The organism is Pseudomonadales bacterium (assembly GCA_041395945.1).
Lineage (GTDB): Bacteria > Pseudomonadota > Gammaproteobacteria > Pseudomonadales > Azotimanducaceae > SZUA-309.
Window position 1 is genome coordinate 974,862 of record JAWKZN010000002.1, and the last position, 25,694, is coordinate 1,000,555.

General features: G+C 53.0%; 38 protein-coding genes. 5 read left to right on the plus strand and 33 right to left on the minus strand.

The genetic code is table 11. The features are described from left to right. Window positions 1–43: 43 nt before the first annotated feature. The 5 genes from R3E82_21075 to R3E82_21095 form a co-directional block, all read right to left on the minus strand. Complete coding sequence (locus tag R3E82_21075) at window positions 44–475, minus strand: VOC family protein (GenBank protein MEZ5553387.1); 432 nt, start codon at window positions 473–475, stop codon at window positions 44–46. After that, window positions 472–1,380 (minus strand): GNAT family N-acetyltransferase, encoded by a 909-nt coding sequence (locus R3E82_21080; protein MEZ5553388.1) that lies wholly within the window; start codon window positions 1,378–1,380, stop codon window positions 472–474. The genes R3E82_21075 and R3E82_21080 overlap by 4 nt, the downstream gene beginning before the upstream one ends. 66 nt (window positions 1,381–1,446) lie before the next feature. Next, on the minus strand, window positions 1,447–2,178 hold the full coding sequence (locus tag R3E82_21085; protein ID MEZ5553389.1) for a class I SAM-dependent methyltransferase: 732 nt from the start codon (window positions 2,176–2,178) through the stop codon (window positions 1,447–1,449). Between the two features lie 185 nt (window positions 2,179–2,363). Then, window positions 2,364–2,651 (minus strand): hypothetical protein, encoded by a 288-nt coding sequence (locus R3E82_21090; GenBank protein ID MEZ5553390.1) that lies wholly within the window; start codon window positions 2,649–2,651, stop codon window positions 2,364–2,366. Between the two features lie 87 nt (window positions 2,652–2,738). Then, entirely contained in the window at window positions 2,739–3,059 is a 321-nt protein-coding gene (locus R3E82_21095) for a DUF3465 domain-containing protein (GenBank protein ID MEZ5553391.1), read from the minus strand. Between R3E82_21095 and R3E82_21100 the strand changes: the two genes are divergently transcribed. Beyond that, window positions 2,961–3,308: a hypothetical protein gene (locus tag R3E82_21100; protein ID MEZ5553392.1), complete on the plus strand. Its 348-nt coding sequence runs from the start codon at window positions 2,961–2,963 to the stop codon at window positions 3,306–3,308. The genes R3E82_21095 and R3E82_21100 overlap by 99 nt on opposite strands. Here the strand turns inward: R3E82_21100 and R3E82_21105 are convergent. After that, window positions 3,283–3,876, minus strand: a complete 594-nt coding sequence (locus R3E82_21105; protein ID MEZ5553393.1) for a TetR/AcrR family transcriptional regulator C-terminal ligand-binding domain-containing protein — start codon at window positions 3,874–3,876, stop codon at window positions 3,283–3,285. The genes R3E82_21100 and R3E82_21105 overlap by 26 nt on opposite strands. A 63-nt stretch (window positions 3,877–3,939) precedes the next feature. Here R3E82_21105 and R3E82_21110 point away from each other — a divergent pair, with 63 nt between their 5' ends. After that, the gene (locus tag R3E82_21110) at window positions 3,940–4,401 is read left to right on the plus strand and encodes a VOC family protein (protein MEZ5553394.1); all 462 of its coding nucleotides are present in this window, start codon (window positions 3,940–3,942) and stop codon (window positions 4,399–4,401) included. Next, complete coding sequence (locus R3E82_21115; protein ID MEZ5553395.1) at window positions 4,398–4,790, plus strand: nuclear transport factor 2 family protein; 393 nt, start codon at window positions 4,398–4,400, stop codon at window positions 4,788–4,790. The genes R3E82_21110 and R3E82_21115 overlap by 4 nt, the downstream gene beginning before the upstream one ends. A gap of 135 nt (window positions 4,791–4,925) precedes the next feature. Here the strand turns inward: R3E82_21115 and R3E82_21120 are convergent, their stop codons facing one another. The 17 genes from R3E82_21120 to R3E82_21200 all read right to left on the minus strand — a co-directional run bounded on the left by R3E82_21120 (window position 4,926) and on the right by R3E82_21200 (window position 15,852). Further along, a complete protein-coding gene (locus R3E82_21120; protein ID MEZ5553396.1) occupies window positions 4,926–5,411 on the minus strand; it encodes a hypothetical protein in 486 nt (161 codons plus the stop codon). A gap of 69 nt (window positions 5,412–5,480) precedes the next feature. Then, complete coding sequence (locus tag R3E82_21125; protein ID MEZ5553397.1) at window positions 5,481–5,894, minus strand: VOC family protein; 414 nt, start codon at window positions 5,892–5,894, stop codon at window positions 5,481–5,483. Window positions 5,895–6,121: 227 nt separating this feature from the next. Continuing rightward, window positions 6,122–6,286, minus strand: a complete 165-nt coding sequence (locus R3E82_21130; GenBank protein MEZ5553398.1) for a hypothetical protein — start codon at window positions 6,284–6,286, stop codon at window positions 6,122–6,124. Next, window positions 6,270–6,710 carry a hypothetical protein gene (locus R3E82_21135; protein MEZ5553399.1) on the minus strand — a complete coding sequence of 147 codons (441 nt, stop codon included), beginning with the start codon at window positions 6,708–6,710 and terminating at the stop codon, window positions 6,270–6,272. Before R3E82_21135 ends, R3E82_21130 begins: the two co-directional genes overlap by 17 nt. Before the next feature lie 22 nt (window positions 6,711–6,732). Then, on the minus strand, window positions 6,733–7,140 hold the full coding sequence (locus tag R3E82_21140; GenBank protein MEZ5553400.1) for a hypothetical protein: 408 nt from the start codon (window positions 7,138–7,140) through the stop codon (window positions 6,733–6,735). A gap of 506 nt (window positions 7,141–7,646) precedes the next feature. Beyond that, the gene (locus R3E82_21145; protein ID MEZ5553401.1) at window positions 7,647–8,072 is read right to left on the minus strand and encodes a hypothetical protein; all 426 of its coding nucleotides are present in this window, start codon (window positions 8,070–8,072) and stop codon (window positions 7,647–7,649) included. Between the two features lie 8 nt (window positions 8,073–8,080). Then, window positions 8,081–9,034: a cyclase family protein gene (locus R3E82_21150; protein ID MEZ5553402.1), complete on the minus strand. Its 954-nt coding sequence runs from the start codon at window positions 9,032–9,034 to the stop codon at window positions 8,081–8,083. A 177-nt stretch (window positions 9,035–9,211) separates the two neighbouring features. Next, window positions 9,212–9,595 (minus strand): DUF1428 family protein, encoded by a 384-nt coding sequence (locus R3E82_21155; protein MEZ5553403.1) that lies wholly within the window; start codon window positions 9,593–9,595, stop codon window positions 9,212–9,214. A 144-nt stretch (window positions 9,596–9,739) separates the two neighbouring features. Next, complete coding sequence (locus R3E82_21160; protein MEZ5553404.1) at window positions 9,740–10,321, minus strand: hypothetical protein; 582 nt, start codon at window positions 10,319–10,321, stop codon at window positions 9,740–9,742. Between the two features lie 305 nt (window positions 10,322–10,626). Continuing rightward, window positions 10,627–11,124, minus strand: a complete 498-nt coding sequence (locus tag R3E82_21165; protein MEZ5553405.1) for a GNAT family N-acetyltransferase — start codon at window positions 11,122–11,124, stop codon at window positions 10,627–10,629. Between the two features lie 1,171 nt (window positions 11,125–12,295). Then, a complete protein-coding gene (locus R3E82_21170) occupies window positions 12,296–13,144 on the minus strand; it encodes an alpha/beta hydrolase (protein ID MEZ5553406.1) in 849 nt (282 codons plus the stop codon). 99 nt (window positions 13,145–13,243) lie between these two features. Beyond that, complete coding sequence (locus R3E82_21175; GenBank protein ID MEZ5553407.1) at window positions 13,244–13,696, minus strand: GNAT family N-acetyltransferase; 453 nt, start codon at window positions 13,694–13,696, stop codon at window positions 13,244–13,246. Between the two features lie 143 nt (window positions 13,697–13,839). Beyond that, a complete protein-coding gene (locus tag R3E82_21180) occupies window positions 13,840–14,235 on the minus strand; it encodes a group I intron-associated PD-(D/E)XK endonuclease (GenBank protein ID MEZ5553408.1) in 396 nt (131 codons plus the stop codon). A 196-nt stretch (window positions 14,236–14,431) separates the two neighbouring features. Next, window positions 14,432–14,638, minus strand: coding sequence for a DUF2283 domain-containing protein (locus R3E82_21185; protein MEZ5553409.1), 207 nt, complete (start codon window positions 14,636–14,638; stop codon window positions 14,432–14,434). Then, window positions 14,635–14,793 (minus strand): hypothetical protein, encoded by a 159-nt coding sequence (locus R3E82_21190; protein ID MEZ5553410.1) that lies wholly within the window; start codon window positions 14,791–14,793, stop codon window positions 14,635–14,637. Before R3E82_21190 ends, R3E82_21185 begins: the two co-directional genes overlap by 4 nt. A gap of 178 nt (window positions 14,794–14,971) precedes the next feature. After that, on the minus strand, window positions 14,972–15,271 hold the full coding sequence (locus R3E82_21195) for a DUF2442 domain-containing protein (protein MEZ5553411.1): 300 nt from the start codon (window positions 15,269–15,271) through the stop codon (window positions 14,972–14,974). Window positions 15,272–15,600: 329 nt separating this feature from the next. Then, window positions 15,601–15,852, minus strand: coding sequence for a BrnA antitoxin family protein (locus R3E82_21200; GenBank protein ID MEZ5553412.1), 252 nt, complete (start codon window positions 15,850–15,852; stop codon window positions 15,601–15,603). 822 nt (window positions 15,853–16,674) lie between these two features. On the opposite strand from R3E82_21200, the gene R3E82_21205 reads away from it, so the two are divergent. After that, window positions 16,675–17,004 carry a helix-turn-helix transcriptional regulator gene (locus R3E82_21205; GenBank protein MEZ5553413.1) on the plus strand — a complete coding sequence of 110 codons (330 nt, stop codon included), beginning with the start codon at window positions 16,675–16,677 and terminating at the stop codon, window positions 17,002–17,004. A 286-nt stretch (window positions 17,005–17,290) separates the two neighbouring features. Here R3E82_21205 and R3E82_21210 read toward each other — a convergent pair whose 3' ends face one another. The 5 genes from R3E82_21210 to R3E82_21230 all read right to left on the minus strand — a co-directional run bounded on the left by R3E82_21210 (window position 17,291) and on the right by R3E82_21230 (window position 20,725). Continuing rightward, the gene (locus tag R3E82_21210; GenBank protein MEZ5553414.1) at window positions 17,291–17,557 is read right to left on the minus strand and encodes a BrnT family toxin; all 267 of its coding nucleotides are present in this window, start codon (window positions 17,555–17,557) and stop codon (window positions 17,291–17,293) included. Between the two features lie 434 nt (window positions 17,558–17,991). After that, a complete protein-coding gene (locus R3E82_21215; GenBank protein MEZ5553415.1) occupies window positions 17,992–18,198 on the minus strand; it encodes an addiction module protein in 207 nt (68 codons plus the stop codon). A gap of 147 nt (window positions 18,199–18,345) precedes the next feature. After that, window positions 18,346–18,891 (minus strand): hypothetical protein, encoded by a 546-nt coding sequence (locus R3E82_21220; GenBank protein MEZ5553416.1) that lies wholly within the window; start codon window positions 18,889–18,891, stop codon window positions 18,346–18,348. Window positions 18,892–19,015: 124 nt separating this feature from the next. Continuing rightward, on the minus strand, window positions 19,016–19,516 hold the full coding sequence (locus R3E82_21225) for a hypothetical protein (protein MEZ5553417.1): 501 nt from the start codon (window positions 19,514–19,516) through the stop codon (window positions 19,016–19,018). 768 nt (window positions 19,517–20,284) lie between these two features. After that, window positions 20,285–20,725, minus strand: coding sequence for a DUF3592 domain-containing protein (locus tag R3E82_21230; protein MEZ5553418.1), 441 nt, complete (start codon window positions 20,723–20,725; stop codon window positions 20,285–20,287). A gap of 208 nt (window positions 20,726–20,933) precedes the next feature. On the opposite strand from R3E82_21230, the gene R3E82_21235 reads away from it, so the two are divergent. Beyond that, window positions 20,934–21,881, plus strand: a complete 948-nt coding sequence (locus R3E82_21235) for an IS30 family transposase (protein MEZ5553419.1) — start codon at window positions 20,934–20,936, stop codon at window positions 21,879–21,881. 28 nt (window positions 21,882–21,909) lie between these two features. Here the strand turns inward: R3E82_21235 and R3E82_21240 are convergent, their stop codons facing one another. From R3E82_21240 to R3E82_21260, 5 genes are all read right to left on the minus strand, one after another. Then, window positions 21,910–22,350: an ester cyclase gene (locus R3E82_21240; GenBank protein ID MEZ5553420.1), complete on the minus strand. Its 441-nt coding sequence runs from the start codon at window positions 22,348–22,350 to the stop codon at window positions 21,910–21,912. 684 nt (window positions 22,351–23,034) lie between these two features. Beyond that, window positions 23,035–23,502, minus strand: a complete 468-nt coding sequence (locus R3E82_21245) for a hypothetical protein (protein ID MEZ5553421.1) — start codon at window positions 23,500–23,502, stop codon at window positions 23,035–23,037. A gap of 346 nt (window positions 23,503–23,848) precedes the next feature. Next, complete coding sequence (locus tag R3E82_21250; protein ID MEZ5553422.1) at window positions 23,849–24,097, minus strand: DUF4160 domain-containing protein; 249 nt, start codon at window positions 24,095–24,097, stop codon at window positions 23,849–23,851. A gap of 141 nt (window positions 24,098–24,238) precedes the next feature. Continuing rightward, complete coding sequence (locus R3E82_21255; protein MEZ5553423.1) at window positions 24,239–24,802, minus strand: hypothetical protein; 564 nt, start codon at window positions 24,800–24,802, stop codon at window positions 24,239–24,241. 142 nt (window positions 24,803–24,944) lie between these two features. Then, window positions 24,945–25,247 carry a type II toxin-antitoxin system RelE/ParE family toxin gene (locus tag R3E82_21260; GenBank protein ID MEZ5553424.1) on the minus strand — a complete coding sequence of 101 codons (303 nt, stop codon included), beginning with the start codon at window positions 25,245–25,247 and terminating at the stop codon, window positions 24,945–24,947. Window positions 25,248–25,694 lie beyond the last annotated feature (447 nt).

Sequence of the window (25,694 nt, forward strand, 5' to 3'; positions counted from 1 at the left end):
ACTCACTGAGGTCTCAACGGCATACCGATCACAGTTAATGCATTTACCCGCCAGCCCCTTCCCGCCTTCGGTCAGATGTCAGATCTCTTGGTCCGTGTAACCCGACGAGGTTGCCATCGGGATCAATCACAATGGCGAATCGGGCCTGCCAGGGCGGAAGACAGGGCGCCAGCTGGCTGGTATACCCGGCCTCTACCATTCGATGGTGCATCTCATCGACTTGCTGTGCGGTTGAAAATTCGAAGCTGATCGTGTTCTTACTGGGATTCCCCGGTGCCTGCCATTGCGGATCGTAGCTGGCTGTGAGTTTCGCCGATCCAATCTCGAGCGTAGCACCGTTTGTCCAGGTGAACCTCGCAAAGTCATCACTGACCACTTCAGAGGTCAGACCCAGCAGTTCATGGAATTTCACCGATTTACGGACATCTTCCGCAAACAGATACAAACCCCGCAGCATTGGATCACTCGAATTCATTCGGCTGATTTCATTACTTCTGCTTCGAGCCGATCCAGGTTCTGTTCGTTCGCTTTCAGAACGACTGGAGCGACCTCGTCCTTATGCGCCGCAGTGTCGAATACCTGCTCCCAGCGCACCAGCGTACTGCCCTCATCCTGTTCCAGCGTGATGGTCAGCACGAAGTGATGATCCTCAGAAACATGTTCAATGATCACGAGCCGCTGCGGAACAATCTCGACGAAAACGTTTTCATTCGGGTAGTCGGTGCCATCAGGCCCATGCAGTGTGAGCGTCCATTTTCCGCCGCGTTTGAACTCAAACGCGTGAAAGGTACTCGAGAATCCATTCGGCCCCCACCATCGGGCCAGACGCCCCGGGTCAGAAATCGCGTCGAAAACCCGGCCCGGATCGGCATCGATCAGTCTGGAGTGTACAACTTCGCGATTGGTGACTGATTCGCCTCCCACAGCCACTCCTGATCCAGCAGATAGCGGAAAAGAATACATGACTGATGTCTGTTCCTGCGTGCCAGCAACGAGGCCCTCATACAGGGATCTTGCCGCGACGTTGTCCGTATCGGTAAGTACCCAGGCTTCGGTACAACCCAGAGATTCGCCAACAGTCAGCAAAGCAGCCATCAGCCGTGCTCCGATGCCTTTCCGTTGAAACGGCCCGCTAACGCCAACTTCATTGATGAAGAGCTGGTTGGGTTTGTCTGGATGCAGGTAGTGCACCGCACTCGCCATGCCAACGACGACTCCCCGCTCATCCATCGCTACCACAATGTGGTGTCGAGGATCCGCCAGGAACTCCATTGTCAGATGCCTTTCGACCGCATTGTCAAATACATCGTCCGCGACGCTTTCAAGCACCTGTCCGTCGTCGGCACCAAGCATTCTGATGGTGACATTGAGACTGTTCATAAATATCTGAACCCTTCCAGCGCGCCACAGCAATGACCATGTCGACAGGTTGCAGGCAGCGCTCCCTCAGCCAGTCGCATCTGCCGCAAAGATCAGAAACATCGGCCGATCTCTTTCACGAGCCCATTCAGGATGTTCTGTCAGCTGCTGTTCATCCGGTCCCCACTCTATGAGCTCTATGATCTGAAACGAGTTTGCGACCAGAGTGTTGATGTAGCTCGCAATCGTGCGGTGATACCTGATGACGCCCTCAGTAAACCAGTTGCGCTGTCGCATCGATTCGTCGAGATAGCGGTCCAGGGGCCAGATGGATCTTCCATCAACTTCTCGCCACTGATCATCACCTGGCGCAGAAAATATGGGATGTTCGATCGTTGCAACCAGTCGCCCGCCATCACGAAGCTTCCGCCGCATCGCACGACAAAGTCCAGGAAAATCATCGATGTAGTGAAACGCCAGTGCGCTGTAAATCAGATCGAAGTTCTGTTCCGGAATCTGCAGCTGCGCAATATCTCCGGCGCGATAGTCAATTGATGGATTGCTGGTCAGCTCCCGCGCTCGGGTGAGCATCTGCTCAGACAGATCTATGCCTACAACGCTGTGCGCCCCCTGCTCAACGGCCCAGCGATCGAATGCGCCGAACCCGCACCCAAGATCGAGGATACGCGCGCCTCTCAGGTCAGGCAGCAGCGATCGAACAGCAGACCACTCCGGAGCACCGGAGAGCCCCTCAATGGATCGCGGCAGCTGGGAATAACCCCGGTAAAACTGCGGGTCGTCGTATATGTTCTGTGGCATCGGCGAGGTGGTCATGTCTGGAAGAACCCATTTCACCAGATGCCGGTGCGAACGGAAACTTGTGCTCAGGCGTGGCCGAGCCTGGCGATTTCATCTGCAAAAGCAGCAGGACATCCCGGCTCTAGTACAAGCGCCGAAAGACGACCAGCATGGTATTCGCTGCATGGACCTGGTTGGGCGTCAGTTCACCCCTCGAGTTCTGACACATAGTGAAACTCCACAAGATAGACTGATTCACCAGATCCATGCTTTGCAACTTTGAGCAGATCTGCGATTCCCGCAAATCCTGACTCCCGCGCCATTCTCGGTGTAATGTCCTCGAAACTGATCTCGTTCAGCCTGTCAACGATGATATATCCTTCATCCAGAACGTATCGATTGCCCACTTTGACGCGCGGGCTTTTCCAGATCCGCACGCTTGTCGTGATCTCACCATTCTTTATCGGTTCCCTCAGTCGCCTGGTGAACTGCATGTGATGACTAACGCCTTGCGAGGAAAAGATTGGCTGCGGAACGGCCCAGGCACGGCATCACCTTGTCAGGCGGCTGGTTGTTCGCGTCTACTGATAAATCCTTCCGCGGTGTTTCAACCACCCGTCAGCGTGACGACCCTGCGGGTCATGGTGAGTCCAGTGGATGACTCCACCGCGGTCATTCCATTCATACTCGCCATAAAACTCAACGTCATCCCCTTCTGACAGACCTGCGATTCTGGGTGCCAGGTCGATGTTGTGTGCCATCAACAGGGTCTGGCCTGACGGAATTCGGAGAATGAACCGCTGATGTCGACTTCCCGTGTTGTCATCCGGCAGGACCCTGACGACTTTGCCGCTTCCACCAGCCTGAAGATCGCTCTTCCCGCTATTGAAAGCATCAATGATGACCGAATTGGCAAGCGAAGGTTCGTCGGTGAATCGATCGACGATATCCGTGTCATTGAGCAGGAAATATCCCACACCGAGAATAAGGAGCAGGGAGTTTGCTTTTTGCACAGATTCAATCGCTTAGGATATCTGCAGCTGGTTGAGGCAGGGGCGACGAAATTGACAGAATTCGACAACTGGAGCGCCAATAAACATTTGCGTTCTTTTGACTGTGGCCACTCTAGGGCTCCTTGCCAATACCCTTGAACACTGTCTCAACTAACTGGACCGCCAGTTCGTCGCTCAGTTTGGTGTGTCCTACGAGCAACCTGAAGAATAGCGGCCCATACAGCATATCGAGCACTGTCTCGACCGGGGTTGCGGACATCACGCTACCATCGGCAATCGCTTCTTCAAGTATCGCTCGACCGACTTCTCGACTGTTCAGTATCACCTGATTTCGAAACGCCTTCACCAGTTCGCTCTCCTGCTCAGCCGATGCCAGCGTCAGGGTGATCTGGCGGCCGCGTGGCGTTGAGAAAGTCCTCACCACGCTCCTAAGGTGGGCCTGCAAGCGGTGCCTCGCCGATCCCTTTGGACTGTCGAATGCCTTGACCGGCTGGGCCATAAAAGCTGCCATGGCCAATTCGTGGGCATTCGCCCAGTTCCGATAAATTGTGGGTTTGCCGACCCCCGTCTCCGACGCTACCCGCTCCACAGTCAGACGGCCTATCCCTTCGTTCATGAGAATCTGGTATGCAGCCTCCAGAATCGCTTTTCGCGCTGTCTGGCTTCGTGGGCGGCCAGTCTTGCGGGGTTGTTTATCTTTCGCCATGAGCCCTTGATCAATTACGTAACGTTGCGTAACGTATCGTACAACAAACAGCCGGAGCCGCCAATGTCAGACTCCATAGCACGACCTCGACAGCTATGCCCTTATCTGACGGTCGCAGGCGCAGCCGATGCCATCGATTTCTATTGCCGAGCATTTGGCGCCATCGTCGACTTCAAGCTTATTGATCCAGCCGATCAGCGAATCGGCCATGCCGAACTGATTTTCGGCTCCACTCGAGTGTTCATCTCTGACGAGTATCCTGACTTCGGAGCGGTAGGACCAAACACCCTGGGCGGCTCCCCCATAAAGATGCACCTGGAAGTCGATGATGCTGATGCGTTCGTCGCACAGGCGCTGGACGAGGGTGCAACGCTCCTGCGGAGCGTCAAACTCGAATTTCATGGCAACCGGATCGGGATGGTCGCAGATCCGTTCGGGCATAGCTGGTTCATAGCGAGCAAATCAGACGAAGTGAGCCCCGAAGAAATGCAGAGTCGATGGGACGCTGGAGGAGAAACCCCATGAAACCGCAAACCGAGCTACTGCGGGATTTCCAGGCAATTGAAGATCGTTTTAACGCCGCGATGGTCTCAAACGACCCTGCTGCAATCGATCACTGCATTACCGACGATTGGGTGCTGGTGAACCCGGAGAGCGGCCCTGTCAGCCGCGAGATCGTTCTCGGCATCATTGGCAGTGGAGCGCTTGTACATACATCGATGACAAAGCAGATTGTGAGAGCGGAGCAGTATGGTGATGTTGCGGTCGTAACCGGTCGTGGCCAGAACACCGGGACGTTTCAGGGTGCACCAATTGAAGCGGACGAGTGGGTCACTGATATCTATATCCGCACGGCAGATGGGTGGAGATGCGTCCTGACACAGCTGACCCCGGTAATTAACCATAGCCGGTAACAAAGCAAAGGGTGGCTTAGGTCACTAAGCGGACCTGTAGGTGCCCTCAGGATGACGCCGGACAGCGGCGAACCCGCGGCCAGATTGCGAAGGCAATTCGGGTAACGGTTTAGGCGGTCCACTGCCTCGCAACCGCTAGGCGATATTTTCATAGACGCCATTGGTCAGCTCCATGTTGGTGAGCACTCTACCCTGCCAGATGTATACGTCCCTGGCGCCGGCGGAAAGCGCCAGTTCCCGAAAGACACGATCTTCGATATCGGTGAGACCATCCGCCGGGATTTTCATCGGATGAATGACGGCGATTGGAGCAGGGCGAAGCAGTCCCTCCCCGGCGACACAGGCGAGTGCATGTTTCAGGAGCATTGCTGCCGATTCAAACTCGTGGACAAGCAGCCGGTTGTGGCTGAACGGCCGGATAAGTTTGTGGGAGGACTGCTCCGCCTTCGCTCCAAACCCTGCCACCTTGGGCTTTCGACCAGACAGGTCGATCGCAACGACAGGCTTGTCCTCGAACACTCGAACGATTTTCGGTGTGCTCACTTTAAGCCGGTCTGAGGTGATCTGAATGTAGAAAGGTACGGCTGGAAAAAAGCGTCTAAGCACAGGATGATGGTTCATGCCAGCGGACGCTGTGATAAGCAGCGTCTGAAGGTGGTCCGTCGGAGCGCCAGCGAAGGGAAACTGCAGTCAAGCGCTCGATTCGCCTCCTGGTTGGTCGTCGCCTGATTCATATGTTCGAATCTCGATAAGATGCTTGTTTGGATCGTTGAAGTATAAGGTCGGAGCGTCACCTTTCGCGCCAGATTCAATCCCTGGCCCCGTGTTTGAGCCTACCGAATCAAAAGTTGGCCCGTATTCTATGGCGTTGTTTTTGACTCGCTGGAAAATATCCTCAAATTCGTTTTTCGAAACCGAAAACGCATAATGTTCGTAGCCAGGGGTTCCCCAAGGCGCGAGTTGCATTTGGAAGTCTCTGCCGCTTCGGATGATAGTGAAGGGCCCATCAACACCGGCGTTCGCAAAACCCATGATTCGAGTATAAAAATGGATACTGGCTTCGAGATCGTTCACCTTGAGAATGATGTGATCCAAATGTGCCATCTGTAAATCTTCCTGTGTCGCTTAACACCGAATCAGGCGAGGCTTAACGGCAGCCAACTGTCGCCAATGGAAAGGTGTTCTGGAGTTGATTCCGGACAGCCACTCGGCCGTGCTGACTCCATGATATTTTCTGTCGAAAAACATCGCGTCGGACTGCGTGATTGCCGAGGAGAGGATCAGTGTGAGTGTAAATGCGATCTTTTTGAGCATCTTAAAGAGCCATGTGACTATGCGACATCTTCACAGACATCATAGTTCGGCCCCATGGTGTGGATGACGGCTTCTGCCGACGAATGTCGGAGAAAAGCGATGGCAGCAAGCGGAGCGGATACTGCCGCGCAGAAGGCGAGTCGCTCTTCGGCGTTCTCTGTGTCGCTATGGCGGGACATCATCTTGCTGCTTTCCTGCTCTGGTTCTACCCACCACAAATGCAACGACTACCAGGACAACACCCGCACCAAGCAATGCGATTCTCAATGATGGCAGGCCGAGTTGAATCCAGGTGAAGATCTGAGGGAGTAATACACTGAGGCACAAAACCATAGCAATCACATTTGCTCTTTCAGGACTGTGAAGCTTTGGCAGCAGGATTATCATCCACAAAACGAGGCCGATACCCAGCAGCAGACCCCCTGTGAACCGCGTGAAGATCGACAGCAACTCTCGAAATACTTCATCCTCTACCAGGAGCAGGATATCCGCGCTCCAAGGCATCTGCCTCGGATCGTTCAGATCCATTACGAACAGGAGACCAAGAGCGATCGCCCAGAGCGCAACCAGCGAGTAGATCAACCGAGGGAGAACCGGAAGATGCATGTGTCAGGTCCAGCGCCAGCGGTCAGAGACGATGGAAGGTGACATAGTTATAGATCCACCAATAGCTGATTGCCGTTGGAACTGAGATCGTTGACATCCAAAGCAGGTGAAGGATCTGCGAAGTGTCGCTTACCAGAAACCAGAGTGGCACCATTCCGACAAATCCCGTGATAGCGTAGCTCCACCAGTAGTTAAGGCCGAGGGTGAGCAGCAGCCAATGAGCCATCGTTCCGATGGTGAGCACCAGAATATAGGAAACACCGGCGATGGCGACTGGAACTGCAGCATTAAAGGACCCCAGAAAACTTGCGTCTTCGGGCGACAGAATTGGAGTCACCATTACCCATGCGAAACAGATAGCAATGGCCGCCACGGGAGAGAACGTGGAAGCGATCAAGGTAGCCTTCAGCGAACCGCGACCAATACTCATCTGGCGCTTAATACCCCCCCTGAGCGGCGCTTGATGGCGATTGACGGGAGCAGCAGCCAAACAGGGTTACAGTCATACGTCCGATCCATCTCCTGGTTATGTGTCATTCCTGATTTCCATTCCTACGATATCGGCCAACAACGGACATTCACAACTCTTTGTTCCGTCGCCGAGACGCGAAGCTGCCTGGTGACCGTAACGTGTTAGTTGCGGCCTGTCGCAGCAAAAAGGTCGCTCCCTGATTGCCGGTTCAGTTGGTTGACGCAGCATTTCTTCTCCGGATCAGGAGAGGAGGATGTTGAATGAAATATCGAATAGGGAACCATTTGACGGAAACCTGCAGCGCGCTGATTTGTTATCGCTGGCGGAAACGGGATACACCAGCTTCAATAGTCAGTTGAGGCGACGGTAATTTGCTGCGAAATCGAGAATGGGCGGCGGGTCAATGATTCTCTGCAACGATTGATCGGGCGTCATCGTTTCTGCTTCCCTGACCGTTATGTTTCTTACCAACTGAAGGAGCGCAATAGTGATACTTGACTTGCAGAATCATAAAACAGGATATGCCGGAAGCTGGACATAGTTAACTGCCAACAGTCACCGCGCGAATTTTCACCAATATTAAACCACCAAGGATTCATCTCTGCAGAAGCACCAATACAGCGTTCCTGCGACATCACCCCGAGATATTTCATATCTTTTTTTTTCGCGGAATTCTGCGCCCATTCGTCAGATTCATGAAATCTGAAATACGCAGAATAGTCAGTCCAGCCCGTTATCCAGCACAGCACGTTTGATTCGGTCCGAAGCCCGGAATAGCTGGTCAGACTCTCGTTGCAGCGTATGGGAACCAGTCCATACACATGATGAAGAAAGACAAATGCGACCAGGCTGGTGCAGGCTAGCAATACGCCAGGCAGTAGACGTTTCATGAATGTTCTCATGACGCCTGACGCCGCGATAAGCGGCGCTTGAGGGCAGCGGAGTTGAGCGGCAGCGGATGGCAGCCACGGTCAAGCGTCCGATTCGTCTCCTGGTCAGGCTTCACTCTTGATCTCTTTTCATCATTTTCCGGCCAGGAACGGACATACTGCTGATCCAAAAAAGCTACGACGCGGGCAGGAGCAGCGCTGCATTCAGCGAGTTTGATTGGGAAAAATCCCACCATAAAGCCGCTAAGGGGCAAAGCTCCCAGATTGGCCATCTGTTGCACGATGAACGCTTCTTTTTGGACAATGGCTTTGTGGCCATCCCACAACAAGCTCTTGTCTCCAGTTGCTCGGAACTGCTCCGTCATCTTGCCGAATGGTCGATCCCAGCCGAGCGCGTCTGTTCCTAAGATCGTAGCCCCCTGCCGAGTCAGATGTAGCGTACTGGCTCGACTCATTCCTGGATAATTGAAATACCTTGGGTCGCCTATGTCGAAGCGTTCCTGGCCTGTGCGGATAAGTACAGCGTCGCCTTGGCTGATTTTTGTTTCCGTCTTCTCCAGTGCTTTATCCAGCATTTCAATCGTTATTTCTTCACCAGGCTTAACCCAGTCTTGAACATCCAGAACGATACCTGGTCTATAAAGCTCTTCTAGATCAATGTCGGTAATCGTCCGGGATTTTCGACCCTCGCACTGAGAACCACTGTGCAATGGCGCATCTACATGAGTCCCGCAGTGAGAGTTGAACCCTGAGAGATTCTCCGCACCCCAGCCTTCACCGTCTGGCAGCTCGTCATGCGAACATCCCAACGACATGCAAAATTGGTCTTTACCCCCTGCCTCCGCTGGATGTAAATATTCAATATTTGGAGATAGCACAACGCCTGCCATCTTCATTGCTTCAGGTAGTTGTTCGCGTTTCTTTGGGTCCAGCGTGGCTGTCAAGTCTATGAGGCGAGGCATAGGTTTTGCTCAGTATATTGGGACGTTTTGTAGTGTTTCTTATTGCGAGAGGGGGTTCAATGTCTCTTGTCGGCAAATCGGACATTGAATGGAGCTGTTCTCATGACATCTGACGCCGAGATATCCGACGCCTGAGTACGGCCGGCTGGAGCGGTAGCGAAGGAAGTGTGCAGTAATTCAATTTTCGTTATCGGTGCCAGATAACAATACGAACTCCTGGAAACCGCCGTATACCATCCGTTTGGCATCGAAACCCGAACCAAATGAGTTGATTAGCTCCGTCATTCTAGGGTCAGCCGCAACCTTTGCATTTACTCGATCACGCACTTCACGAGACTCAAACACCACCCACCCAAACACAACGACCTCATCCTTCGTTGCGCCTGAAAATTCACAAAATGACCGCGTCCCCTCAAGCACTGAGTCAACGCCAACATATTCCCTGTAATCAAGTGCGCCGTGTTCCTTCCAGATACCCGCAGTCGCTTCAACAAGGCGTCTGTATTCGTCGAGATTACGGCGAGGAATCGGTAGAACGAATCCGTCTATGAAGTGCGCCATATGTGCTCCGTTACTGGCAAATTGTTCAGCGTGACGTCTTGATGACGCTTAACGGCGAGATAAGCGACAGTTTAAGGGCCATCGACTGGAGCGGTAGCGAAAGGAGGTCGCGGCTAAGCGTCCGATTCATCTTCCGCTCAGGCGTCAGTTTTCGCACTTCGAATATTGACTGATGAGCCAGTGCGGCGTGTAGCGGTGAAACCCGGCCAGCAGTTGCTTCGGGTCTTTCTGCCTGATACCGAAGCGACGCGTTTCGCGATACAGGAACGGCAGCATGAACACCACCATGCCCGCAATGAACATTATCGATTCGGCCATCTCCTCGTCGGTCTGCTTGTCCCACCGGGACTTCGGCTTCATGCCGAAGCCTTCGCTCGTGAGTGCACGCCCGCGCGCCGCCAGTGCCGCGTGCTCGCCATCGGCGTAGCCCAGCTTGCGCAGTGTTACTGCCGGGAAATACGTACTGATGGTTGCCGCACGCAGATCCTCGTCGGGCGTCAGCTGGTTGTTCCGGCGCCGGTTGCCCGCAAGGATGTTCACGGCTTCGCGAAGTTGCCGGACGACACCGGCTTGCCGCGCAAAATCGTCGAAGCGATCGCCGGAATTGTTGTCGGCGATAATCCGGTCGAGTTTGGGAAACCCGTCGAGCCGGGGCGGGTCGAGTGCGAGTACCGTTGTGGCACAAAACAGCAGCAACAACGGGGCCTTGGAAAACCTCTTGTTCATGTCATTACCTGCAACAGGGTTCTGGCGATTCCATTCGTCTGTTGAAGCTGAAGTATTACCAGTACAAGCCCGATGACGACAGCAAGCCCCGCGACAACTTGGCCAATATCATCGGCACATGCTCTTGATTAAACATGAAACGGTATCGCCTGTCTCCAACCCCGTCTGGATTGGGTCGAAGGCGGACATTTTTGGACGACTCTTCCGATGACGTCGAATGCCGTGGTTCAGCGGCCCGGCAGGGCGGTGGCAAACTTGCGCACGCAGGTTAGATTACGCCCTATTAGATCCGCGGTAACCGCTTGTTAGATGATGGTTTGCTGGTAGTAGCGGACAGTTGCTTTGCCATGGAACTGATCACCTTGTACGTGCCTGAAACCCAGCTTCCGGATGATCTTGATCGACGCGACGTTTTCAGTAAAAGAGCCCGCCGCCAGGTTGGTTAGATTGAGGTCCTCGAGCCCGTACGCGAGAATTCTAAGGGCAGCTTCCGTGGCATAGCCTTGGTCCCACACGTGTTGAACGAACCGCCACCCAAAATCAATGCAGGCCGGCAGCTCCTTGAAGCCAAAGAAGCCTGTGAGCGATTCATCGCATTGGAGAAGCACCGCATAGCGCGAGATACCTGTGGCGTGATCTCCATCGATACAGTCGAGAACGTAGGCTTCGGCTTCTGTTGGACTATTGGGTGAACCGTCTGCAAGGTATTTGGTCACGCGTGGGTCGGCAACGATGGCCGCGTATGCTGGGATAGCCGTTTCCGAAAACGATCGGATGATGAGCCCCTCGGTTTCGGCGCGCAACCCGTCGCCTAACGTTCGAGCTGAGCGGGTGGCAGCGTGGCGGCGGACCGCGAGGACCAGGAATACCTTCAGCTCATCGCGGACCAGGCGCCATGCCGTTGGCGTTCCGCTTGGGCGAGGGGTTAGAAGGCGCTTTACAGCTCACGACATGACCTCTACCAGGTGCCGCCGGTTTGCTGCCGGTGCAAACGGCTCTGGCCGGAATTCGACAAGTTGGGTGATCTAGCCGTTGACCACTGTGAAGAACGAGATGGGCTCCGCGCTCCGCTCGCCGTCCGTGACGCTCACTTGTGTAACCACCTCCTTGTTATCAGACACCAGGCGATTCACCCTGAACGACCACCGCCCTTGCGTCGGGTATTCAGCGTTCACACGCGCGAATGACTCAACTCACATGTGGTTCTCTCCTGCAGCCGATGCGCACTGACTCCTCCCTGCGCCGTCTAACACCAGGTTAAGCTGCGAAGCGGTTCTGTCGCAACAATCGTGCAAGCAGTTGACGTGACAGGTTCCTTCGTCAGCTTTAACTTCATGTTAGACGCCACCAGTAAAACGCCACTCAGTTGCCGTATTCGAAAAGAGCATGCCCCCATCCAAGCCTGAAGAGTCACAGAACCATGCGAGCACTCTTGCAGGTACTACTCTATAAACCCCTTCTACTGTGCGGGGCATCTCCCAGTTGTACTTCTCTCGGTATGCACTGACCCAGAAATCTACATCTTGCCCGGGCATCGCAGACGCATGCCCTTCGAGTATTACAAGCTCGTCCCCACTTTCGAGATTCACCTGAATCCTGTTGTCACGTGAAATGTTCTTCGCTATCGCTGACCCAGTACTGAAGTAGAGATGACAATCACGCCATACGCCCCAGACCGGACGTGAACTAGGGAAGCCTCGCGAGGCAGTAGAAATCCAATAGTTTCGTGCCACGGCCATTCGCGAGTCTACCCATCTCCACGGAAGCAACTTCTCTGATTCAATGTAACCAGAAAGCGAAGGTCGAGTGGCTGGAGGAATATCCATGACGTCTAACGCTGAGATAAGCGGCGCTTGAGGGCGACCGACTGGAGCGGTAGCGAAAGGAGGTCGCGGTCAGGCGTCCGATTCATCTCCTGGTTAGACGTCATTCTTGATCTCCTTTCGTCCGTTATCGGACAAAAACCGCCAGTTTTCACTTTTGAAGGAACGACAATACGGCTTGATTATAGGCTTCGGGACTATCTTCGTGCATGATGTGCGACGCTTCCGGGATCTTCATGCGTTCCGTATTCGGCATTAGCTCCTCCAACCGATCGGTCAAGCGATGCAGAAATGTGGGGCTTTTTTCGCCAGTCACCAACAGAGTTTGCGCCTCAATGTTGGCCACATCGCGTTGATTCAGCGGCAACATAAACGTGTCACTCAGCAGTTCTGCTTTGCTGAAATTAACTCGAACTTGTTCCAAACGGGTCGGCGACAGGGCGGCAAATGCCTTGCTACCCAATACTGCATTCCCAAAGTACGACATAGCTTCATCCATATCGTCCTTTCTTGCGGCGGAAGTTGCCGGTCCTAATCCAGTTGCTGCAAATCTGATGATTGGCACCGCTGTTCTGGGCCGGGTTACAAGCAACCCCAGGATTTCTTGCGGTTCTGGCGGAAAGCTGGTGAAAAGCGGTATCACAGGGGGTTCTGCAAGCACGAGCTTCTCCACCAAACCTGGCTCTCGTATGGTGGCCATCAACGCGAGGTACGCACCGTACGAGTGCCCAACCAAGTGCGCGTTAGCCGTGTCCTGTGAAAGAAGCAACTCCAGTAAATCATCGACCTGCTCGGCCATTGAGTATTCTGCGCCATCGGAGATTTTCTGGTTGGGCCAATGGTAACGGCGACTGTAGGTTACAACGTGAAAACAGGCACCAAACGCCTCGATTTGGTGTTCCCAGGTTCGGTGATCACTTGCGGAACCATGGATAAGAACCACGGGGTGACCGGCACCCCACTCAATCAGCTTGATAGCGGTCTGAGCAGACTTTCTCATGTTCGGTCACAACAAAGCCGGGATTGCAATCCTAACCAAATTGAGCAGTGACTGCTCAGGGCACAAAGCAGACATTGAATGGCGCTACTCTCATAACGCCTAACGTCGTGGTTTAGCGGCCCTTGATTTTGAATAGGTGCAGACATAGCGAATGACCCCTGGGTACTTTTCGCCGAGGCTCAAAACCGAGAACCCGCACTTGCCGTAGAAGTCTTTTGCATCGTCACCAGTCTCGGCTTGGATTGTATGCTTCGATGTACTCCGGATCGCAACTTCGAGCAATTGACGTCCTACGCCCTGATTTCGTAGCCGATCTTCGACGCCCATGTACCTAACGATGGCCAGATCAGGTCCCGATTCGATGACGGCACATCCGCCAATGGGGTGTTGCTCTACCGAGGCAACCCAGAACAGGTGACTGGGTGAGTCGTGGAATTCTTGGCCGATACGAATTTGCTCGTCGCGAGGTCTGGGAAATGCAGAGAGAAGGAGCAATGTGAGGTAGGGCTCATTCGGGAGCTTCGCGGAAGCCTCAGAGATCGTGAAGTTCACGCGGGCCTCTCCAGTCCGCCTAACGCCGAGATAAGCGGCGCTTGAGGGCGGCCGACCGGACCGGCAGCGAAAGGAGGTCGCGGTCAAGCGTTCGATTCATCTCCTGGTTAGGCGACAACGAACCATCAATAGGTTGCTCGATGCTAAATGAGGTGAAATTCTCGAAGAAAACTTTTCCTATTTCGCTCAAATCTACGGTGCTCTTCATGCCTCAGCTCTCGCTTCTTTTCAGAAAACGCGGGAGCAATCATCCCCCATGCCCCATTTCGCACGAAATAGACCACATAATCAACGTGACTACCCTGCCAGCAATTATGGACGACCTGATCTTTGCCCTTGGCCTCTATGGTCTTCACTTGAATTCGATAGAAGTGCGGGCCATCCGATATCAGCAGATCAGTTTGATGACCATGGTCGAGTATTGGAAGAAACACCTGCCAGCCGTCTTGCATCAGCCAGCTGACAACAGTGCTTTCATAGGATGTATTTTTTAGAGCTTGGTGAGTACCAGCTTCTGTCTTAGTGAGACGTCTGGGCATTCGAAGGGTTCTGGCACTTGGGATTTGGCTTCAGTATATGAAAGGCAATAACACTGCGAAGTTAACTAACTCTCAGAACGAAAATGTGGTCCAAGTGCTTGTTGTCGCCTAACGCCGAGATAAGCGGCGCTTGACGACGGCCGACTGCACCGGCAGCGAAAGGAGGTCGCGGTCAAGCGTCAGTTTCATCTCCTTGTTAGGCGACACCACGGCCGAATTGCTCGACCACTACGTCGGGCAGAGATGCGCGCTGTTTGGCATGCTCAATGGTCATGCTTACTAGGTTCCCATCCCTATCGAGATCAACAAATATGTTCTCGTTGATCTCGCGGGTTTCTGACACATCTTTATCGGAAAACTCTAGAATAGCCGTGTCTGTGTCTTGGAAGTATTTCACTTTCACTTGCGGAAACTCCTGTCGAAGAAGGCATTGTGCACGGTTTCGCCATCTTCCAGCACGATCACCCTAAGGTACTTCCGTTCGGATTCGATGTACACCCAGCGCTGGAATCGACCATCCGACTGCACACGCTCCCGAATCGGCTGATTCAGCGCCATTTAAACCCAAGCATCTTGGATCTCCTGCCGATCCTTTCGGAGTCTCGTGTGGCGAAAGTATTCTGTTGTCTTCACTCTTGGATGTGTCGCCTACCGCCGAGATAAGCGGCGCTTGACGGCGGCCGACTGGAGCGGCAGCGAAAGGAGGTCGCGGTCAAGCGTCCGATTCATCTCCTGGTTAGGCGTCGCGTGAGGCCAGCCACTTTTTGAGCGACGATAGAGATTCGTTGGATCGTTTCCCAGAGAGCAAAGCTTCAACGCTAATGTCCTCGTCAATCTCTGGCCAATGGATACCTGTCCCTGACCCTAGGATTTCCCAGTTCGCACGCTCCTTCACGGAAGATCGTTCTAATCGTGGATACCAGGACACTGGTACAGATATGGTTCGGCCATCTCGCAACTCGACGATCAGAGAATCGTCCTTGAAAGAGACCGATTCGGCGATAGGCCGAAAAAGTTCATCTGCCGAAGTACTCATTCCACGCCTCTATGATGGTGCTCCGATGCTCGTCGATAATACGCTCAATCTGCCGCAGTTCCGAGGCCCTGAAACAATCCCCGTAGTCCAGTCGAAGTGGATCAACCCACAATTTGGCAATCGACCTGTCCCTTTGGACATGCACGTGAATCGGCTCTTCCCCATCACTTGAATAGCAGAAGAATCTGGAGGGCCTATTCGAAGTACTGTGGGCACTATCTAGTGACGCCTAACGCCGAGATAAGCGGCGCTTGACGGCGCCCGACTGGAGCGGCAGCGAAAGGAGGTTGCAGTCAAGCGTTCGCTTCAGCTCCTGGTTAGACGTCACCCTAACCGGCCTTTCTCAGTTCTTCGCGAATGATCTTTCGTAATCGCTTTTCCAGATCCTTAGCTCCCGCATCAATGTGTTGTCGTAGAGCATTGTTGATTAGCGATTGATAGTTTCCACCGCCTGCATCCAGCACTTTCCCCTTAAAGTGCTCAATGATATCGGCATCAAGGCGGATGGTTATTCGCACTTTACCCGGATCAGCCTTTAGTACAGTTCCACGTTTACCTTTAGAGAATTCACTTGCCGTCATTTTTCACCCTGGAAGTATTCTTCCTGTTCGCGCTTCAACGCCTTTCTTGCACTGATAATTCGGATTGTGTCCTCAGACTGTTCAGCGTGGATAACCATTAGTACTCGGCCCGTAGGATCTAACGCCAAAGTTTTGAATCTGACTTCACTGCGATCGCTGTCCAGGATGGTCAAAGCTCTCTCATCTTCGAGTGCAATCGCCGCGTCCGCGAAGTCCACACCGTGTTTACGGAAATTGGATGCGGCCTTTCGAGAATCCCAGACAACTTGCATGCAGCGATTGTATGCACATACGGTGTACGCGTAAAGTGGTAGGAAGTTCTTCCGTGACGTCTAACGCCGAGATAAGCGGCGCTTGACGGCGCCCGACTGGAGCGGCAGCGAAAGGAGGTCGCGGTCAAGCGTCCGATTCATCTCCTGGTTAGGCGTCAGTCGTTGCACTTCAAATGTGAGCCTGAACGAGCTTTGCAAACATGTCATATCTGACATATAGTGCACCCCATGAGTCAGCGAGACAAACCCATAGTTTGGCTGCATGGAGAGGTTAAATCACCTCCATTCTCATCAGCAGCGAGGCTGGAAACAGGCTATCTGTTGAGGATGCTGCAACAAGGACAGCTCCTGACCATGCCGCATTCTAGGCCAATGCCTAGCATCGGTAGCCGATGTCACGAGTTACGGATAGTAGATGAAAATGTCACCTGGAGAATCATCTATCGGCTAGATAGCGATGCGGTCGTGATTCTTGAGATTTTCTCGAAAAAGACCGCCCAGACGCCAAAGTCTGTAATCGAGATCTGCAGAGCAAGGATAAGGAGATACGATGAAGCATGTTAAAAAGAAGGCACTTGAGAAAGCTGGTTGGAAAATAGGTAGTGTCGGTGAGTTTCTGGAACTCTCCGATGAAGAAGCAGCCTATCTTGAGATGCGACTGCTCCTCGTCCACAAACTCCGATCTCTCAGGGAACGGAAAAAGATCAGCCAAGTCGAACTCGCAAAAATGATCGGCTCTAGCCAGTCTCGTATCGCCAAGATTGAAGCCGGTGACATGTCGGTGAGCACAGACTTGATTCTGAAGGCCATATTAGCGCTAGGAGCGACCAGGACCCAGATCGCCAAAACCCTTGGCTCAACGGTGAGAAATGTCGCCTAACGCCGAGATAAGCGGCGCTTGAGGGCGGCCGACTGGAGCGGTAGCGAAAGGAGGTCGCGGTCAAGCGTTCGCTTCAGCTCCTGGTTAGACGTCAGCAGCACGCGCTTTCTGATTCGCGTACTCGCGAAGAGCACGATTGACCGCCTCTGAATCGGGGAACAGCTTGTGAAGATCCGGATCGATGAGAACAACGTTTGTTCCCTCTCGATATTTCGATACATACTTGCCGCGAACACCAGTTCTTATGAGATCTGAATCGTATTCGGGTCTCAAAGTGTCTTTGTCATTACTCATAAGCTTGTATCTCTCGGCGGGACATCCGCCGTGCGGAGATGATTCGAATTCTATCACCCCGATCGGTGAATGATACGACCAGGTGATTTTGCTGCTTGCTAAGTCCGAAAATCAAGAAACGGTTCTCCTCTGCAGAATGATCTGGATCAGATACCGTCAAGGAGAAGTCATCATCGAACACACTGGCTCCTTCTTCAAAGGTTACCCCGTGTTTTTCAATATTCTGATTAGCCTTGGTTATGTCCCATTCAAATTCCATTGGAAGTGATTCTCTGACGTCTAACGCCGAGATAAGCGGCGCTTGACGGCGGCCGACTGGAGCGGCAGCGAAAGGAGGTCGCGGTCAAGCGTCCGATTCATCTCCTGGTTAGGCGTCAGCGGCTGAACTTCAAATGTGAACCTAGACACGCGTACGCCAGGTGTCAGGGTGTTGTCCACAGTGATAGACCCCCAGGACTTGAATGTGCGTAGACTCGACAACATAGTAGATTGCATAAGGAAACCGTCGGAGCAACGCACGCCGAACATCATCGTCAATGGCCGGATAGAGTTCGGGATTGTTCTCGATTCGTTCAATGCACGACAAGAATTCATCGAGGAATTCGCCTCCCAGGCCGTCGCGTCTTTCCTGGTACCAGGCTGCTGCAGATTGAAGATCTTCCCGCGCGAGACGGCGGAGGAACACCTCGAGTTTCACAGGTTCCGACGAATGCTCTCTGCGACATCGTAGGCGTTCTCACCCCGATCATTGTCAGAGCGGTAGGCGGCTAAGCGTTCACGAATCTCTTCGAGATGCGCTGGATCGACAGGTAAAGCACTTGTATCCACCGCAATGCTGTCCCAGATCGCCTCGACCAGCTGAAGTCGCTCGTCAATACTAAGCTGTTGAATTTCAGGCATATGTCGAGTGCAAAAGTGCGCGGTAAGCGCCGATCTACGCTGGCCGCTTCGGCCGGTCAATGGAGGAAGTCTCACGTGCGCCTAACGTCCAGAGCTCAGCGGCCCGCTGAGTGGCGGCCTTTTTGCGAATGCAAAAAGGAGGACACTTTAGTGGGTCCGCTGCAGCGAGTTGTTAGGCGTCGGCTGGTTCAGTTGCGATGTAGCAACCGTGAGGCATCCGTTGATCATCGCATCCACGACGTTATGTCCCCTCGTGGGTAGTGGTATCTCTACACTCTCCTGGCCGTGGATGGTGAAGTTGATCGTCGGCGTACTATCTTCAAAGGCTTTCCAAGCTTCTTCGGCTGCTTTTCCGCCCATAAGATAGTGAGGAATCGTTGACTCAATGTCTGGAGCGGCGACCATGGTAATGGTGTTTCCATCTACGTTCATAAAGACGTCCATTACCACACTATCGCTGGCCGCGTAGTCGTCAATAGAAATCTGCAAAATGGGTGCATCGCCATCAATGCCCAGCAGCTTTTCGTACGGGTTCGGATTCCCTGGGCGAGGTCGGCCGAAAAAGATTGTGATGCCGTACCTGCGACGAGCGTCCGATGCTGACTCGGGAGCGGCGCACGCGCCATCGCTATAGTTTTGGTCCAGTGGTTGATCGGTCGCGTTCGCACACGCCCCGACCAGGAGAACCCACAAAATGACGGCATTGATTACATCGGCCCACGACGCCTAACGCCGCGATAAGCGACGGCGCCGGGCTGGCGCTTTTCTTGCGCAAGCAAGAAAAGTGAAAGTCCAAGCCGTTCGATTAATCGCCTGGTTAGACGTCAGTCCTTCCATTTTCTATAATCTCCGCAGAGAGTGTTTCCGCGAGCGCCACTCTCGCTTCTTTCATAACCTCGAATAGAAACTTCGTTCTTTCAAATACCGGTAAAACTCGCTCGTACTGCTCATCGAGGAACCGTTCCAAATCCGCGCAACTTTCGGTCGAGTTTTGATCGAAACTTAATAATCTCGTATGAACTAGGTCGTTGCGCTCCAAAACAATCGACTCAAGGAGAGACTTCAACTCTTCGCGCCCCTCCATGTTGATAGTGAATGTCAGTTCGTAATCAAGTGGATCAGTTACAGCACGCTCTGATCCATCACCTACATATACTTTCTCAAAGAATTCGGCGACTACCATTCCAAGCGATTTTTTCCTCAACGCTTCAATATGCTTGACGCGCTGCAGCTGGATCTGTTCGAGGGAACCAGAATAATTCGGCGCTGACGCAAGGCTTTTCAGCATTCCCTCAAGCTTCTGGAAGTTCACCACCACGCGCCCAATCTTACGTAGTACTTCGTTCGCTCTACTTTCTACGATTTAGAAATTATCCTCGCGGTATGATGCTGACGTCTAACGCCGAGCTAAGCGACGCTTGACGGCAGCCGACTGGAGCGGCAGCGAAAGGAGGTTGCAGTCAAGCGTTCGCTTCAGCTCCTGGTTAGACGTCATCTGGATACTCCCGCCGATTGCACTTCAAATGTGAGCCTTTGCGTCGACTGATGCTTCCCCGATCTACTACACTATTTACGCTGTTGGAGTTCAAAAATGAAACTAGTCAGACACCGAATAATCCCGCCCCCAGTCCGTTTCTGTTGGTATTACACAAACCGATCTAGCTCTTCGATAACTTGACGCGCTGATGAGCGGAGCTCGGCCTTTCGCTCGTCACTCAGTAGACGCCAGTCAATACCCAACAACGCGCATTCCAAAGCATAGATCCAGTTGATAGTTATTCGCTTACCGAACTGCATCCGCAATGCCGTAAAGCTTCCCACGGCCCCGTGTTCTCGCAAAGATAGAACGTCTTCTATTCCGACTTCGGCTAATAGTTTGGCAGATGTAACGCCCAAACTGGGTAAATCAGATAGTGGCAAATGTTCTGCACCCCTTCCCATGACGTCTAACGCCGAGCTAAGCGACGCTTGACGGCAGCCGACTGGAGCGGCAGCGAAAGGAGGTTGCAGTCAAGCGTTCGCTTCAGCTCCTGGTTAGGCGTCAGCTGTAGCACTTCAAATGTGAATCTAAGCGTCAATCCCATCACTAGCCTCCGGTCGCAACGGCAGTTCCCAAGAGGGACAGCATTGCCCAAATCACAATCTTGAAAGCATGATAACGCCTGAATCCCGTTATCAGTACAGCGTGTGCAGGATGGCTTTGTTTATAGTGGACGGTGAGGTTCGGCGCGTTTCGGAACACCTTCCCGAGTGCGCCATCTACCATCTCAGCGCCGATCCAACTCGGAAATCCATAGCCAAGCACGTTCGATACGTAGTTCCTTCCGTCAACTACATAGGAGTACTTAATTTCTCGCATCGAGAAGTTCACAGCGTCTCCGCCATCGAGGTACTCCATATCCCAATGATCAAGAGTCGCTGAGGTAACTGGCCAGGAGGCCGATGCAATGCTCTTTCCTGCACGAAACACCTCTAGCGACAGAAACACTATAGCGGCGAAAAACAGAAGATATCCGAAAGCGGCCAACGTTGACGCCTAACGCTCGAGCTCAGCGGCCGGCGAAAGAGGCGCGGCTTTTGCGAAAGCAAAAGGCGTGACGCTTTCGCCGGTCCGCTGCAGCGACGTGTTAGACGCCGTGGATTCAATTAGTAAGTGCAACCAATCCCCTCCTCTGTAGAGAGGCGAACTGGGATACTCAGTGGTTCCTTAATCCTGGCAGAAAAGGGAATTACACATGAGGTATACCCAGCTCACCTCCAATGAGAGGTATATGATTTCGGCTTTGAGAAAGCAAGGTCACTCCACTCCCGAGATAGCGAAAAACCTAGGGAGACACCGCTCCACCATCTGGCGTGAGATCCGACGCAACAGCGCCAGCTATGATGGCTTTTACCGCCCCAGCAAGGCGGTGGAACGCACAAGTGGCAGGCGTTCCCGATGCCGCAGGAACCGGCACTTCAGCCAGGCAGACTTCGAGCCGATCAAGGCCCTGCTCAGTCAGCAATGGAGCCCGGAGCAGATATCCGGACGTATGGTTGATGGACGCTCAATCAGCCATGAGACCATCTATCGATACATCTGGGCCGACAAGGAGTCTGGAGGAAAGCTCTACCAGCACCTTCGATGCGCAACCAAGAAAAAGCGAAAGCGCTATGGACGATACGATTCGAGAGGTCGTTTAGCAGGGAAAAGGCACATCTCAGAACGACCGAAGGTGATCGAGCCCCGCCAGCAGGTAGGTCACTGGGAGATCGATACGGTGATGGGATCGAATGATCTTCACTGCGTCCTGACCCTGGTCGAGCGCAAAACAGGGTATACGCTCATCGGCAAGCTAAACGGTCGGACTCAGGAAGCTGCGGCTGCGAGAACCATCCAACTGATCAGGGACAGCGGGTTACCGTTCAAGTCCATCACCTCGGACAATGGGACCGAGTTCCACTCCTACCAGAAGGTAGAAGAAGCAACCGGAGTGAAGTATTACTTCGCCAATCCGCATCATGCTTGGGAGCGAGGGACCAACGAGAACACCAACGGCTTGATCAGGCAGTATCTTCCAAAGAGGAAGAGCATGATGTTCGTGAACCAGGCTCGCTGTGAGGTGATCTCTACCAAACTGAACAATCGACCAAGGAAGCGACACGGCTTCAAAACGCCGAAGGAGATGATGGATGAATGCTAACTACTTCGGTTGCACTTCAAATGTGAATCTAAGCGTCAGTGAATCCGGCAGGATCAGGAATTGCCTTGAGTTGCTGTAGAGCCAAAAGAACATCTGAAACACCTCTCTGGTGACATACTTTTTCATCTCTCACTTGCATGATGACAATTTCGTCATAGCTCACGAATCTACCAGTTGCTTTGATTGGCCCCCAATCACCCACCTGACGCCCGCTGATCGTGAAGTGCAGGACAATATATTCTTCATCAGCGATAGCAAGATGAACGGTTTCCTTGAAATCCTCAAATGTAGAATGGGAGGATTCAACCATGGCTCGGACCGCATCCCGGCCTGATCTTACTACCCTGGGAGAGTAGTCTGCGATGAAGTCCTCTGTGAAATAGTCAGGAATGAGATCGAATCGCTTCGCATTCCAAATGTCTCGGTTGATCGCCAATCCAAGTTCTTTGTTCTTAGTCGATTGATGCATGTCTGACGCCTAACGCCGAGATAAGCGGCGCTTGAGGGCGGCCGACTGGAGCGGTAGCGAAAGGAGGTCGCGGTCAAGCGTCCGATTCATCTCCTGGTTAGGCGTCAGCTGTTGCACTTCAAATGTGAATTCTAGGGTACTCACTCCGGAGTACCAACGAGAAACCAAGTCGAGAAAAACGCGACAACTCCCACTAAGCCGATTAGCCACGAAACGACGACCTTCATACGGTGTGCTTCGCAAAAAGCGATTTCATCATCCCGTCCCCTTTCAGCATATTCGCGCCTCAAGAGATATTGAATTGTTGGCCATGCACTCAACAGACCTGAGTCGGTTCTCCAGTTGCGGCACCCGCTGTGTTCCCAAAGGCTTGGATGTCGCGATCTCAATGCACTTAGGAACCGCCACGAATACCAGCTCTCTATACCAACACCAATGATCATGATCGCGGCTGCTAGCCAAAAGGTGTGCATGTTCTGCCCATGCCGGTAAACCTTCGACCATCGCACTCAACCTGTGGAGTGTCGAATTCCCTAATCCGTCGGATGCGCATCCAATGACGCCTAACGCCGGGCTAAGCGACGCTTGACGGCAGCCGACTGGAGCGACAGCGAAAGGAGGCTGCAGTCAAGCGTTCGATTCAGCCCCTTGTTAGGCGTCAGTCGTTGCACTTCAAATGTGAACCTAAGCGTCGGACGGCACGATTGCTGTGTAGATGAACATGTCACTCGGGCAACTCCCATGCTCTGAGTACACCAGTTTGAAGCGCATCGGCAAGAGTGAGCTTCGGGTAGCTCCGAAACTGAACCCGATGGACTTCTGATCGACTTCGCTCACTTGGAGTTCGAAGCTGTAGTTGAGCGAAGACTCATCGACGAAGGCGCGCGTAAACGGGACCTCATTGATCATTTTGGGGAATATCGCATCCACAATGAGCGGAGGTTCTTCACTTGATGATGCTAAGGACACTGTCCACTCAATCATCGACGAGGGCATTTCGATTTCATGTTGAGTAGCAACTTCGTTGCAGATGAACATGCTCGCGTTGCTGGCGCATGGCACGGTGAGAAGAAGCAGGAATCGTGTTGCTTGGGGAGCAAACAGCTGCGCCCAAGCCATGAGCTGCGCGATGTTGCCCGTCCTCGGTTCCATTAGTTGCTCGAGATCTGCACGGCTAGCTCCCACGACGCCTAACGCCGAGATAAGCGGCGCTTGACGGCGGCCGACTGGAGCGGCAGCGAAAGGAGGTCGCGGTCAAGCGTCCGATTCATCTCCTGGTTAGACGTCAGTCTTTGCGACGTTGGGATATTTTTCTGGATTCCGAATCGAGTCGAGCCCGAGATCAATATCTAGGTCGGGCCAGTGATACGCGCCAGGGCCCTCTGTGATCACATTCAGAATTTGTTCGACTGTGGCTTTCTTAAACCAAGGGAAGTTAGAGAAGGGTAGGAAATGCTCCTCGTCGACGATCAGTACCCACAACCCATCTGGAGAAATGTCAGTGACTACGATTTCCGAAGTACTTTTTCCAGGCTTCGACAAGCTCATCTCTATGCGCCTCGACTATCGCTTCGATCTGACGAAGCTGTATCTGGGACAGACGGTAATTCTTTGCCAATTCTATACGAGGTTCAAGCCAATACTTTGCCTCACCGTCTTGAGATCGAATATGAACGTGCATCCTTGATTCTTCCAGTGAAAAGAAGAAGAACCGGTATCCACGCTCTCTGAATATGGTGGGGCTCATCTGCTTCTGACGTCTAACGCCGGGCTAAGCGACGCTTGACGGCAGCCGACTGGAGCGGCAGCGAAAGGAGGTTGCAGTCAAGCGTTCGCTTCAGCTCATGGTTAAGCGTCAACCGTTGCACTTCAATCGCTGACCTACTGGTCATTGCTGCGGCGACTTGATGCTGGTCGCCAGTGCCGCGGCTAATCCTTGCATCTCTCCGTTAAGTTGGAGTAGCCAGCTGTCCTCAAACGGAATGAAGCTTAATACTTCGAACTGAGTTACTCTGATATCTCCTGCAGTAATCGTCATCCTTGTGAGTACGTGACGCTGCTCGTTCTCAACCACGAAGCCCAATATCTCCTGGTTGTCAAAGCTAAGCTTCGCTTCCCCGGTTTGTGCGATGACCAGATTCATGAAGCCACTCATGAACACCGCCGGCTCGCTTTTTACTACGGTTTCGAACGTAGAGTCTGGACCAAACGTCAGATCTCTGAGCTGGCTCTGTCCCGACTCTGCTTCGGCTTCATACACCGGCAACAACATCGCTTTGAACTCAGCCAGAGCGGATGGATGCATAAACCGGGATACAGCCGTAAATCCCTCGGTCTGCATAACCTTGAAGTAACGTTCCGCAACAGCCTGTGGGTCTTCAACCGAAAAAGCAAATGGACTCCACAACACAACAGATACCATCGATAAAATTGCTACTTTAGTACCCAGCATGTTTTTTCCTTTCAATCTCAAGCTTAATTGATTTCTACATCGCCTTGACGTCTAACGCCGTGATAAGCGGCAGTCGCCGCCTGGCGATTTTTCTGCGTAAGCAGAAAAAGTGACAGGTAAGCCTGTCCGCTTCATCACCTTGTTAGGCGTCAAGTCGTTCCGTGATGTAGGAAGGATCCTGAGAGGCATGGATCACCGCCAATATCTCAATGCGATCATCCAATAGTGTATAGAAAACGAGATACGGGAATATATGAAGTACGCAACGGCGGATCATCGGAAGATCCTCCTGATACGAGAGTGGCTCCGACTGAATTCTCGCAAAGGCTAGATCAAGCTCACCGATGAATCGGCGCCCCAGCCCGGATTGGCGCTCTTCGTACCACGAAAAAGCTTCCAAGATGTCAGCCTCGGCACTCGGGCTGACAGTGAGTTCGAGGCTCATCCGCTGAGGATTCTAGATCTTACCTCTTCCCAGGGAGAGCCCGCTTTTGGATTACGGCGAGATGCTTCCAGCCGGCGAGCCAGAAGCTCCTTAGTAGCATCGGTGAGCTTAATTTGATCAGGGCACTCAGCGATGCTTTCCCAAATTTCGGTAACTAGTTGAATTCGTTCCGAAATAGGCAATTCGAGTGCGTCTGCTGCTGTCACTTTCATGAGGATCAACCTATCACAGCACGAGGTAGCCTTCTATCGATCCATCTACTACGGAAGATGTCAGCCGATGACGTCTAACGCCGAGCTAAGCGACGCTTGACGGCGGCCGACTGGAGCGGCAGCGAAAGGAGGTTGCAGTCAAGCGTTCGCTTCAGCTCCTGGTTAGACGTCAGTCCGAACCTATGCCTGCTTCTTCTGCTTAAGGAATTCTCTGAGAGCGTCATTCACGGCCTTA